This is a genomic window from Pedobacter sp. JY14-1, assembly GCF_029269825.1.
In the GTDB taxonomy this organism is placed as follows: Bacteria; Bacteroidota; Bacteroidia; order Sphingobacteriales; family Sphingobacteriaceae; genus Pedobacter.
Map to the genome: position 1 here is coordinate 277,844 of NZ_JARJHU010000008.1, position 13,055 is coordinate 290,898.

At 49.2% G+C, this 13,055-nt stretch carries 9 protein-coding genes; 5 read left to right on the forward strand and 4 right to left on the reverse strand.

Annotation, left to right across the window (positions count from 1 at the left end; all coding sequences use genetic code 11):
- The first annotated feature begins 51 nt into the window (after positions 1 to 51).
- From P2W84_RS14780 to P2W84_RS14790, 3 genes are all read left to right on the forward strand, one after another.
- A complete protein-coding gene (locus P2W84_RS14780; protein WP_276090925.1) occupies positions 52 to 744 on the forward strand; it encodes a S4 domain-containing protein in 693 nt (230 codons plus the stop codon).
- 63 nt (positions 745 to 807) lie between these two features.
- Entirely contained in the window at positions 808 to 1,863 is a 1,056-nt protein-coding gene (gene rlmN, locus P2W84_RS14785; RefSeq protein WP_276090926.1) for a 23S rRNA (adenine(2503)-C(2))-methyltransferase RlmN, read from the forward strand.
- Position 1,864: 1 nt separating this feature from the next.
- Positions 1,865 to 2,566 (forward strand): ComF family protein, encoded by a 702-nt coding sequence (locus P2W84_RS14790; protein WP_276090927.1) that lies wholly within the window; start codon positions 1,865 to 1,867, stop codon positions 2,564 to 2,566.
- Between the two features lie 108 nt (positions 2,567 to 2,674).
- Here P2W84_RS14790 and P2W84_RS14795 read toward each other — a convergent pair whose 3' ends face one another.
- A complete protein-coding gene (locus P2W84_RS14795; RefSeq protein WP_276090928.1) occupies positions 2,675 to 5,068 on the reverse strand; it encodes a PAS domain S-box protein in 2,394 nt (797 codons plus the stop codon).
- Positions 5,069 to 5,082: 14 nt separating this feature from the next.
- The gene (gene glyA / locus P2W84_RS14800; RefSeq protein WP_276090929.1) at positions 5,083 to 6,354 is read right to left on the reverse strand and encodes a serine hydroxymethyltransferase; all 1,272 of its coding nucleotides are present in this window, start codon (positions 6,352 to 6,354) and stop codon (positions 5,083 to 5,085) included.
- Positions 6,355 to 6,445: 91 nt separating this feature from the next.
- Here glyA and dxs point away from each other — a divergent pair, with 91 nt between their 5' ends.
- Both dxs and P2W84_RS14810 read left to right on the forward strand, forming a co-directional pair.
- A complete protein-coding gene (gene dxs / locus P2W84_RS14805) occupies positions 6,446 to 8,377 on the forward strand; it encodes a 1-deoxy-D-xylulose-5-phosphate synthase (protein WP_276090930.1) in 1,932 nt (643 codons plus the stop codon).
- 56 nt (positions 8,378 to 8,433) lie between these two features.
- Positions 8,434 to 9,549 carry an acyloxyacyl hydrolase gene (locus P2W84_RS14810; RefSeq protein ID WP_276090931.1) on the forward strand — a complete coding sequence of 372 codons (1,116 nt, stop codon included), beginning with the start codon at positions 8,434 to 8,436 and terminating at the stop codon, positions 9,547 to 9,549.
- Between the two features lies 1 nt (position 9,550).
- Here the strand turns inward: P2W84_RS14810 and P2W84_RS14815 are convergent, their stop codons facing one another.
- Positions 9,551 to 10,678 carry a glycoside hydrolase family 130 protein gene (locus tag P2W84_RS14815; RefSeq protein WP_276090932.1) on the reverse strand — a complete coding sequence of 376 codons (1,128 nt, stop codon included), beginning with the start codon at positions 10,676 to 10,678 and terminating at the stop codon, positions 9,551 to 9,553.
- A 15-nt stretch (positions 10,679 to 10,693) separates the two neighbouring features.
- Positions 10,694 to 13,012, reverse strand: coding sequence for a GH92 family glycosyl hydrolase (locus P2W84_RS14820; RefSeq protein WP_276090933.1), 2,319 nt, complete (start codon positions 13,010 to 13,012; stop codon positions 10,694 to 10,696).
- Positions 13,013 to 13,055 lie beyond the last annotated feature (43 nt).

Here is a 13,055-nt window from a genome sequence, read left to right on the forward strand (position 1 = left end):
GCAATTGTGCAAAGAAATTGGTTCTTTTGTAAAATATTAATTTTATACCACATGCCCGAACCCAAGAACAGACTGAACAAATACATCAGTGAATATGGCAATTATCCAAGACGCGCTGCCGACCGGTATATTTCCTCAGGAACGGTATTGGTCAACGGGCAGATTGCCAAACCCAATACCACAGTTGCATTTGGCGATCTTGTAACCGTAGAAGGCAAGCCCGTCCTTCCGCCAGTGCCCGAAAGCCGTCTCGTCTTTGCTTATCACAAAACCAAAAATGAAGACGCAGAACAAGCACACGACCTTGTCCGGGCCGTAGGCAGAACCGACTCCTTTTTAAGCGGCCTTACGCTGTACACCAATGACTGGCAGCTGGCTGGGAACATCCTCAGACCTGTAACCGGTGCAACAAAGGAGTTTTTACTGGAGCTAAACAAGTTGCCCGACAGAAAGCTCCTGAATCAAATAGAAGAGATCTGCGCACTCCGGGAAGCGAAAGAGGGAAAGCAAAAGGTTTCTTTAACGCATATATCCGGCAACAGACTTAAACTCGTACTGGAGCGGGAGCTTCACAGACAAGTCAGAAAAGTCATTACAGAATCCGGTTTTGAAATCTCAAACTTCGAGCGCCTTCGCATTTTTAACATTGACCTTGATGATCTCTCCGCAGGGTCATGGCGTCAGCTGTCCTCCTCAGAAACCGACACGCTTTACGAGCTTTCAGCGACAAAAGGCCACCCGTAAAAAACCGCATGCCCGGGGGTTAAGAATATTTTAGGTATCTTTGCAGTCAAAAACTGACGGAAAATGCCTGCCCACCAGAAAAAAGACATCCGGTCATTAGACTTAGCCCAATTGCAGCAACACTTTACGACGTTAAATGAGCCTGCTTACCGTGCTAAACAAGTCTATCAGTGGTTATGGGAAAAGTCGGCACACAGTTTCGGGGAAATGAGCAATTTGTCCAAAGACCTCAGAAAAAAACTGGATGAGCAGTTCACCATCAATGCCGTAACGGTCAACCAGTCGCAAATCAGCACCGACCATACCATTAAAAGTTCATTTCGCTTATACGATGGCAATATCGTGGAAGGGGTATTGATTCCCATGGACGACCGCATGACGGCATGTGTCAGTTCCCAGGTAGGCTGCAGCCTTACCTGCAAGTTTTGCGCAACAGGCTACATGGACAGGAAGCGTAACCTGAATGCCGATGAGATATACGATCAGGTAGTCCTTATAGACGGACAGGCCAGGGCGAACTACAAACTGCCACTCACCAATATCGTATACATGGGCATGGGAGAACCTTTGCTGAACTATGCAAATGTGTTGCGCTCCATAGAAAGGATCACTGCACCGGATGGCCTGAATATGTCCTATAAACGCATTACAGTATCCACAGCAGGCATCGCTAAAATGATCAAAAAGCTGGGAGATGATCAGGTGAAATTCAACTTAGCATTATCATTGCACGCGGCAAACGATCAGAAGCGTAACGAGATCATGCCCATCAATGAACAAAATTCACTAAAGGCCCTGGCAGAGGCGCTGAAATATTATTTCTCAAAGACAAAAAATCCGGTAACCTATGAGTATATCGTTTTTAATGATTTTAACGACGACATTTCTGATGCCATGGAACTCGCACGGTTCTGCAAACATGTACCCTGCAAGGTAAACCTCATTGAATACAATCCTATACAGTTTGCCAGCTTCATCAATGCACAGGCTGATAAAATAGATATCTTTTCCGGATACCTGAAGAGTCAGGGAATCACCACAAATATCCGGCGCAGCAGAGGGAAGGATATAGATGCTGCCTGCGGGCAACTGGCGGTTAAAGAACAAGCGGCACTATAACTTGAAACCCAGGTTCGCGCAATCTTTTAAAAGCCTCTGCAGCCTGCTGTTCCCAAGGCTTTGCGGTGGCTGTAACCGGCAGTTAAACCTTGGCGAACAAACAATTTGCACCCATTGTCTTTATGACCTGCCCTATACAGACCATCATCAGCATCCGGACAATATCGTCGCCAGGCTCTTCTGGGGCAACCTGCCGGTACATTCCGCTATGGCGATGCTTTATTTCAGAACAGGAAGCAAAACCCAACAGTTGATCCATTCCCTGAAATACAAGGGACAGCAGGACATCGGTATTCAACTGGGTAAAATGATGGCAGCGCAATTCAAAAAAACAGACTGGCATACAGGAGTCGATCTGATCATTCCTATTCCGTTACACAGGAATAAGCTTCGCAAGAGAGGCTATAACCAAAGTGCCTGCATCGCCAGGGGCCTCGCCGACATGTTAAGTCTTGACCTCAATACGGATTTTCTGATCAGGCACTCGGCCACTGAAAGCCAGACCACTAAAACCAGGTACAAGCGCTACCAGGATCTTCAAAATACATTTTCGGTTAATCACCCCGGCCTTCTGGAGGAACGCCATGTACTTTTAATAGACGACGTCGTGACCACAGGGGCTACGCTGATCGCCGGCGCTACAAAATTGCACCAGGCAGGTGTAAAGAGAATAAGTATAGCTGCCGCTGCATGTGCTTTTTAAAAATTATGCACCTGCAATAAAACAATTGATCCGTAATTGCGTTTATGTATTTGAGAGCGTTAATTTAGATGGTAAGAGTCGATATTTTCATTATGAAGTATCGGCTCTTTACTTTAATAAGTAACCGGAGATCAGGGTCTTGATCTCTGCAGGGCGAAAAGGCTTTAAAATATAGCCATTCATCCCCGAAGCCTTAAACCTTTGTTCTTCAACATCTATTCCTGAAGCAGTTAAGGCAACGATAGGAACACGTCGAAAATATTCACCTTCCATAGCACGAACAATACTGCTGGTTTCAAATCCATCAAGCCCAGGCATATATATATCCATAAAAATAAGATCGTAATGCTGTTGCTTCACTTTCTCTATCGCGAGTTCCCCACTGTTGACAGACTCCGTTTCAATACCCCATTTATTGAGCATTCTTACGACCACGAGAATATTCACCTCGTTATCGTCAACTACCAGGATGCGGCTCCCCGAAAAAATCTGCTCCTCGTTACGGGATGGAATCATCCTGGATTCAGTCTCCGCCTTCTTAAACCGGATATCAAATGAAAATGTAGTTCCCTCGCCGATCCTGCTCTGCACGGCAATCTCGGTTCCAAACAGACCGAGTAATTTCTTAGTGATGGCCAGGCCAAGGCCTGTACCACCATATTTACGCGAAATATCTGTATCAGCCTGCGTAAACGTTTCAAAGATATAAGACAACTTGTCCTGCGGAATGCCTATGCCACTGTCCTCAACCTCGAAATGAATATTGGCATACTGGTCATTTTCCTCTTCCAGCCTCACCCGCAGCGCGACCACTCCATTAGTTGTAAACTTAACCGCATTTCCCAGCAGGTTCATTAAGACCTGGTACAACCTGGTCTTGTCACCCATTACTGTATCCGGCACACGGTTATCAAAGGAAAGTCCCAGCTTATTGCCCTTTTCAGATGCCCCGCGTTGCATGGATTCAACAATATCCATAGCAAGCTCCCGCAAACAGAACGGCATACTTTCCAGTTGCATGTTCCCACTCTCGATCTTTGTAAAATCAAGAATGTCGTTGATGATACCCAAAAGACTTTCGGCAGAGAAGCGCAAAATATTCAGGTCAGCAAGCTGGGAAGGTTTAGGGTCGTTACCCAGCAGCAAATGTGTCATTCCGATAACCGCGTTAAGCGGGGTCCTGATCTCATGGCTCATTACCGACAACAGCATTTCCTTCGCTTCCCCAAGCTGGATGGCCTTTTCCCTTGCTTCCGTCATTTCCCGTTCGGCCTCCTTCTTTTCAGTAATATCAATAATGATCTCTACTTCAAACTCGGCATTACCCTCCTTATTCAGGACGACGGTGTTATAAACAGATAACCAGATAGGACTACCATCCTTCCTGTAACCGAGAATGTCCACAGCAAAGGATTTATGCTGCCGGGTCATTTCACGTGCCGTCTCCAGCAGTTGCAAATCCGTGCCGGGCCCTGAAATCAGGTCACCCAGCTGCCTTCCTTTCAAGTCATCCAGTGTATAGCCGGTAATTTGTTCAAACGCCGTATTTACCCAGGTAACCTGGTTATCCGCATTATTGATCACTACCGCATTATTTACCTTGCTGGCCACAAGCGAAAGCTTCGTCAGTTCAGCCTGTACCTTCCGGTTCTCCGTGATGTCGCGCCCGTAAGCATACCAGCGGTCACCCTTAGCTACCATATTCCAGCTCAGCCAGCTGATCTGCCCCGTTTTACTCCTGATCCGGAATTCTGCCTGAAAATGCTTTTTTCCCGCCCGCAATCCGGCTTCGATTTCTGCCAGCACCACAGCAACATCTTCCTGATCACAGAATCCCCACATGTTAAGTCCCGTGGCTTCAGCTGCAGTATAGCCCAGTATACTGGTCACCGCATCATTAATGAACAAAAGATTGCCCAGCCTGTCCAGGATACAATGAATTTCCGGGGAAACCGTTGACAGGTTAAGCATTTCCTCAAAACGGGCCGTCTTTGCCTCCAGTTCAACACTTTTCCTGCGGAGGGCAATATGGGTAATGATCTCCCGGGCAAGGACCTGAAGCCCTTCTTTCTGTTCCGGGCTGATCCTTCGGGGTTTGGTGTCAAAAACACCAAGCACCCCAAGTTTGTACCCGTCTCCGTCGATCAGCGGTGCTCCCGCATAAAACCTGATATGAGGTTCTCCCGCTACGCTGGGGTGTGCAAGAAAGCGGGAATCAAGTGTAGTATCTGCAACCTCCAGTACGTCATCTCCCCGGATGGTATGTTCGCTGAATGACATCTCTCTGGGAACATCACCAGCAGATGCCCCTACAAGCGATTTAACAAAGATCCGTGCCTCATCGACCATGGAGATCAGCGCAATAGGCGCATTGCAGATCAATCCTGCTAATTTGGCAATATTGTCAAACTCATGCTCAGCAGGAGTATCCAGGATATGGTGATCACGCAGGGCTCTTACCCGTTCATCTTCACCAGCCGATGAATTAAGCGGCACGGACATGCTTGTTGTATGTTTTACTTGTATAAAGGAAACCGGCCGACAAGCGCCTTTACTTCCTCCCTGACTGCCTGCAGGTTACCTTCATCTTCCGGATTGGTAATCACGCGGTCAATAAGCGATACGATCTGTTCCATTTCCGTTTCCTTAAACCCGCGGGAAGTAATGGCGGCAGTTCCGACGCGTATGCCTGAAGTCACAAAGGGAGACCGATCGTCAAAAGGAACCATATTTTTGTTTACAGTGATCTCTGCTTTGCCCAAAGACTCCTCCGCAAGCTTACCGGTAATATTCTTGTTCCTCAAATCGATCAGCATCAGGTGGTTGTCAGTGCCGCCAGAAATGATTCCATATCCCCTGGAAACAAACGCCTTGGCCATTGCCTGTGCATTGGCCTGTACCTGTTTTACATAATCACCATATTCATCACTCAGCGCCTCGCCGAAAGCAATGGCCTTGGCAGCAATGATGTGCTCCAGTGGCCCCCCCTGTGTTCCCGGGAACACCGCCATATCCAGTAACGAAGACATCATGCGGGTCTCTCCCTTAGGGGTTTTTAATCCAAACGGATTTTCAAAATCCTTACCCATCATGATCATGCCGCCTCTGGGGCCTCTCAGGGTCTTGTGGGTCGTTGTGGTTACAATATGGCAATGTGGAAGCGGGTTGTTCAACAAGCCCTTCGCGATCAGTCCGGCAGGGTGTGAGATGTCCGCCATCACCAGCGCACCGATCTTATCCGCGACACTGCGTACAAAGGCATAGTCCCATTCCCTGGAATAAGCCGAAGCGCCCACAATGATCAGCTTGGGTTTTTCTGCAAGGGCAATCTCTTCCAGCTTTTCGTAATCGATATAGCCTGTTTCTTTTTTAACTCCGTAAAATAGAGGATGATACAGCTTTCCTGAAAAATTCACAGGAGAACCGTGAGTGAGGTGGCCGCCGTGAGAAAGATCAAACCCAAGGATCTTATCGCCTGGCTGGATCACCGCCAGCATCACCGCTGCATTGGCCTGCGCGCCGGAATGCGGCTGCACGTTCACCCATTCCGCACCAAACAACTGCTTTGCACGCTCGATCGCGATCGTTTCGATCTCGTCTACTACCTGGCATCCGCCATAGTACCTCTTTCCCGGAAGTCCCTCTGCATATTTGTTCGTCAGACAAGAGCCTGCTGCCTCCATCACCTGCTTGCTCACAAAATTTTCTGAAGCGATCAGTTCAAGTCCGTGTTCCTGGCGGTCCAATTCCCTGTCAATCAGATCAAAAATTAAAGTATCTCTATTCATTTATCGAAGTTTAATTCTGTAAAATTAAGATTTTCCTTCTTAGTTACGTAACAAAATACCTTTCTTTGCAGTTCTATTCTATATTCACTGCATGGAAGACACCAACGGTCCTCAACTTTTGCCAAGCATCAATTATCCGGCTGACCTTAAGCAGTATAAGGAACAGGACCTGGAGCAGATCTGCAAGGAACTCAGGCAATATATCATTGATGTAGTTAGTGTAAACGGAGGCCATTTTGCGGCCAGCCTGGGTGTTGTGGAACTTACCGTTGCGCTGCATTATGTATTGAATACTCCTTACGACAAGCTGATCTGGGATGTGGGCCACCAGGCCTACGGGCATAAGATACTTACTGGACGCAAATCTGTATTCCATACGAACAGGATATTCAACGGCATCAGCGGCTTCCCGAAAATCAGTGAAAGTGAATACGATACCTTCGGCGTAGGCCATTCCTCCACCTCCATTTCAGCGGCGCTGGGTATGGCGGTCGCCTCCCATTATAAAGGTGAGAAAGACCGTCAGCATGTGGCAGTCATCGGCGACGGCGCCATGACGGCGGGCCTGGCCTTTGAAGGGCTGAACCATGCCGGTATAGAAAACTCCAACCTGCTGGTCATCCTGAACGACAACTGTATGTCTATTGATCCGAATGTGGGTGCGCTGAAGGAATACCTCACCAGCATTACGACATCAAAATCCTATAACCGGTTCCGGGACGACATTTCCAGCGTGCTGATCAAGCTCTCCGAACTTGGGCCCAATGCGCATAAATTCGTCAAGAAGATTGAAAAAAGCATCAAAGGGACCCTGCTCAAGCAAAGCAACCTCTTTGAAGCACTCAACTTCCGTTACTTCGGCCCGGTAGACGGGCATGATGTCATACGTCTTACCCAGATCATCCGTGACCTTAAAGATATTCCCGGCCCAAAGCTGCTCCATTGCGTAACGGTTAAGGGAAAGGGCTTCGCACTTGCAGAAAAGGACCAGACCAAATGGCATGCTCCCGGCCTGTTCGACAAGATTACCGGAGAAATTAAAAAAACGGTAAGCGAAAAGCCTCAGCCACCCAAATACCAGGATGTATTCGGACATACCCTGGTCGAGCTGGCCGAAGCCAATAAAAAGATCGTCGGTGTTACCCCTGCCATGCCTTCGGGCTCTTCCATGAACATCATGATGAAAGCCATGCCCCAACGTGCCTTCGACGTCGGCATCGCTGAGCAGCACGCCGTTACTTTTTCCGCTGGTCTCGCGACACAAGGGCTCGTACCCTTCTGCAACATCTACAGCAGCTTCATGCAACGTGCCTACGATCAGGTCATTCACGATGTGGCCATCCAGGACCTCAATGTCATATTCTGCCTCGACCGTGCTGGTCTGGCCGGGGCCGACGGCGCTACCCACCATGGTGCATATGACCTTGCCTATATGCGCTGTATCCCCAATATGACGGTTTCCGCCCCCATGAATGAAGAAGAGCTGCGCAACCTGATGTTTACTGCACAGCAGGAAGATATGGGGCCCTTTGTCATCCGCTATCCGCGCGGGCAAGGTGTGCTCACCGACTGGAGGCGCCCGTTCAAAGCCATGGAAATCGGAAAAGGCCGTAAGATCTGTGATGGTGAAGACGTAGCAATACTGACTATCGGTCATGTAGGCAACTTCGCGGTGGAAGCCTGCAAAGAGCTGAACAGCGAAGGCATTCATCCGGCACATTACGATCTCCGCTTCGCAAAACCCCTGGACGCTGCACTGCTTCATGACGTCTTCAGCAGGTATAAATATATCATTACCGTGGAAGACGGTTGTCTTCAGGGTGGTGTGGGCAGTGCCATACTGGAATTCATGGCCGATCACCATTACCAGGGACAGGTCATCCGTCTGGGGATACCCGACGAATTCATTGAGCACGGTGAACAGCCTGAGCTCTGGGCACTCTGTGGCTATGATACTGCCGGTATTATCAGTACCGTCAGGAAAATTGCCATCAGCCGGACCACCAAGACCATTGCTTCCTAAACAGGCGCGTTACTTCCTCAAATTTCTGATTACATTTGCGGCACCTTACTTGCCCCATGTATAAGATATCTTTCAGTCTTTTCTTAACCGTTCTACTGATCTCCGGTATGGCTTCCGGACAGGAACGCAGCCGCAATTCCCTAGAATTTACCCCACAGGTATCCCTCGGAGTATTCACCGCCAACCATAAACTGACCGGCACATCTTTCGGCGGCGAACTGATCTATCACATCAACGTCAGCGACGAACCGCGACAGTGGGTCAGGGCTATGCACCTGAAAAGCATCGATGTCATGCTGGATTACAAAAACATGGGCAATATTAAACTCGCCGGCGATCCGGAGGAAGGCCTGTTCGGAGACACCTATGCTGCCCTTGCCGGATTAAACATCGCGTTACTGAAGATAAGCCGTGCTGAACTGCTCTTTACCCCGGCGTTCGGCATCGGCTATGCGCAAAAGACCTATTTTACCAACAAGAACCCACTGATCGGCAGCCACATCAACTTCACCTCCAAGGCAGGCATTAAATTATCGGTTCCCGTTTCCGCCTCAACAGGCATTGCCGCGGGGCTGGACGTGCTGCATTACTCAAATGCGGCCTTCCGCGTGCCGAATAATGGCATGAACCTGCTCAACGTCAGTATGGGGATCGTACATGCCATAGGCGACAGGACTGTACCTGATTCCGGTACGGTCAGGAACTTTCAGCAAGGCCGGCACAGCATTGATATCGCAGCCAATATTGGAAGAAGAGGCGTCTATCAGAGCAAAGACGGCTATTTCAGGACAGGTCTGTATACCGGCTACAACTACCGGATCAGCTCCATACTGGCGGCAAGCGCCGGTATCGACGCGGTCTATTACCACTCTGTCTTTGATCCGGCCAATTTTAACCATACCTACCAGTCATTTGCCACCTCTTATGACCATTGGCGGGTAGGTGCAGCACTGGGGCCCGACATCTGGATGGGCAGGCTTGCCCTGATGATCAAGTATGGTTATTACCTGCATTACAACAGCTACAGGAATAACCACACTTACTGGACCGCCGGCTTAAAATACAACCTCACAGAATGGGCCGCCGTCCAGGCAAAAATCTACGTACATAAGACAGAGGCAGACTATGCTGGTTTCGGCCTCATCCTTACGCCTACAGAATTTTTCCGTTAACCTATCTGGTCCTGGAGGGATCAAAAACCGCTACGGCAACCTTTGAATCGGCACAGCCATAATACAGGAACCATTTGCTTTTATGGTACGCCAGGCCTTCAATAAATACCGTACCTGCCGGATACTGGCCGCTTTTCTCAAACGGTGCGGTCGGCACCAGAAACGGCTTGTCCAGGCGATCCAAAAACTTACCCGGATCCTGGGCACTGAACAACATTTGCCCGGCGCAATAGGAATTTGCGGTATAACTGGGGTCACGGTCTGCTCCACCTTTGTTTTTCCCGTTATACATCAGTACAATACCTTTTGAAGTCAGTATCGCCGGAGGCCCGCATTCCGTGAGATCGCTGTCAAAATAGCCCTTTCTCGGAGAAACCAGTTCCTTAAGCTCGCCCTTCTCGTTAACTACGGGTGCCCAGTCAACGAGGTTATCGGAAGTAGCTGCGTAAACATGCCGCTCACCCCAATACATCCAGTACTTACCTTTATGTTTTACCATCACCAGCTTTCCCTTTTTAAGCGTAGTCAGCACCGAGGCTGATTTAGATGCGATGTTGTGGAACTTACCGTGGTATGCGTCCTGAAAAATCGGTCCATGTTTCTTCCAGTGCACCAGGTCCTTTGAAGTCGCTGCGCCCAGTCTGGGGACCTTTTTGTTCCATTGCGTATACAAAATCAGGTAAGTTCCATCCTCCGTAACCGACACGCGCGGATCTTCGCATCCTCCGGTCCACTCAAACTCCTTCTGGTCATCATCTGCTGGAAAAAGAACGGGCTTTCCCGTACGTTTCATATGGATTCCGTCGGTACTTTCTGCCAGCCCGATCCTGGAAGTCCGGTGGCCGATACCCACGCCCGACTTGTCTTCTGCACGGTAAAGCACATAGATCTTACCGTTTTTTACCGTTGCTGCCGGATTAAAGGTGTCATTACTCTCCCAGTCCAGTTGTTTCTGCTGCATCGGATCATAAAACCTTGTTGTGGAGTCAGGCGAGATCACCGGGTTGACACCTTCGGGGCGTACAAACGGGCCAAGCGCCCAGTCCGGAAGTTTGGCGATAGGTTGCTGAGAAAAGACCTGCACCTGTACAAACAGGAACAAAGCCAGCAAACAGAATCTTCTTTTCATATTTATCATTTGTGTTTAGTTGGTTCCCCAGTTTTTATTAGGCTCGCTACCCATTACCAGTTCCAGTCTACCGCCTGCGACGATATCCTTGTGGTCGATATAGGCCTTGTTATAAGGCCTGCCGTTCAACCGGGCAGATTGGATGTAGATATTAGCCGGACTGTTGTTGCTGGCGATAATGTCAAACTGCCTGCCGGGATAATAAGCAGGATCAAGCCGGATACTGATACCGTTAAATACCGGACTGGTCAGTTCATACCTCGTACTTCCCGGGGTTATCGGATGAAAGCCACTCGCTGCGAGCACATACCAGGCCGACATTTGCCCTACATCCTCATTTCCTACCAGACCGGTTACCGAATTACGGTAAGCTTTACTGCATATTGTTCTCGTCCATTTCTGGGTAAGCCAGGGCGCACCCAATCTGTTGAACAGGAACGGGACATGATGTACCGGTTCATTGGCATGGTTATAATAATCATTCCACATCATATCTTCAGGAACCTGATCGAAGAAATGGGTCAGGTCTGCAAGTGTCTTCTGCTGTCCACCCATCAGTTTAACCATCCCGTCAATATCCTGCGGCACAAACCAGCCCTGCTGATAGGGATTAGATTCCATAGATCCGTACCATTGCTTCAAACGCCCCTCCGCAGGCCAGGGTTCCCAGCTTCCGTCCTCCTTCTTTGGCCGGAACCAACCTTTTTCTGCATCCCAGATATTTTTGTAGGCCGCCGAACGGGCCTGGTATTTTTCTGCATCCGCTTCTTTTCCCAAGGCTTTTGCCAGTTGCGCCACACACCATTCAAAGTAAGCATATTCCAGTGTCGTCGATATGCCCACCTGCTGCCAGGAATATCCCTTGTCTCCATTGCCAAACTTCTCCACACTGCCTACCGCAAGTGCATAGCCCCTGTTGATGTCAAACCTGCGGATGCCCTTTGCGTAGGCGTCGGCCATTACCGATACCGCCGGGTTGCCGATCATGCAACCACTGTAGGCGTTCAGAAATTCCCATCTTTCCAGGTATCCCATCTTTTTCTCATCTGCCAGCGTAATGAGCGAATTCAGCATATCGTTCACTAACGAAGGATTAATGACCGTTTGCAATGGCATCTGGCTTCTGAATACGTCCCACCCGCTGAAGATTGTCCGTTTAGTGAAGCCGCTGGCCTGATGTACTTTTCCATCGCCCCCGGTATAACTGCCGTCACTGTCGGAGAACGTCCGCGGATCGATCTGCGTATGATACATTGCCGTATAGAATACCGTTTTTTCCGCTTCCGTACCTCCTTTTACACTGATCTTCGATAGGGAGCGGTTCCACAAGGCCCTGGCGTTTCTTTTCACTGCATCAAAGTCCCAGCCTTTGATATCCGTCTGCAGGTTACGTTTTGCCCCCGCAATGCTGACAAAAGATATTCCGGTCTTCAGCAATACCTGCGCATTGTTTTCCGTTTCAAATTCTGTGTAAAATCCAAGGTGCTTTCCCTGCGCTTCCCGGGTTCCTTCAGTCACTACCGCCTTAGCGACCTGTTGCTGGTACCTGTCACTGGTTACATCTTCCAGTTTCCGGCTCCAGTTATCCGGGATATCGGCAGACCATGTACCAAAACGCTTCAGTGGCTTACTGAATTCTGCATAAAAATAAACCGTATAATCACCTTTGCCGTCACCGTTTCCCCAGCCCCCGCCATCGGGACTGCATTTCATCCAGCCTTCGATGGCATTGGCGCCTGAAACCCTGACATACTGCAATACAGAGGTGCCACCAACCCTTCTGGCCAGGTCAATCTGGATCCTCGACTGTTTGTTCCCGGGAAATGTAAAACGCAGCATGCCACTTCTGGGTGCAGCAGTAGCCTCCGCCCGGATATTTCCCTCCTTCAGCGTCACCGCATAATATCCGGCAGACGCCTGCTCAGACTGCTTATCATAATCAGAACGATAGCCTTCCTCCGGTTTTTCTGATTTTCCGGCGTGGGTATACAACCTGCCGACCGTAGGCATGACCAGAAAATTTCCCAGATCGCCATACCAGCCGATACCGCTCATCTGGGTGAAGGCAAAACCTTCGATACTGGTATGTTCATCGCTGTAGCCTGGTCCGTTATCACCTCCGGTAATTGTATTCGGGCTTACCTGTACCATACCGTAAGGCGTTGCTGCTCCCGGAAAAGTCTTACCCAGACCGTGATACGTACCGGCAGCCTTTTCGCTCGTACTTGCACCGATAAATGGGTTTACATAATCAGCAGGTTCCTTTTTTACCTGGGCAAAAACAGTAACAGAAAGCACACAACAAACCGTTAATGCGACAGCACACTTATTCATGGTAATATCTGGTTTTATCTGTCCGTAAACATAACCATATTAC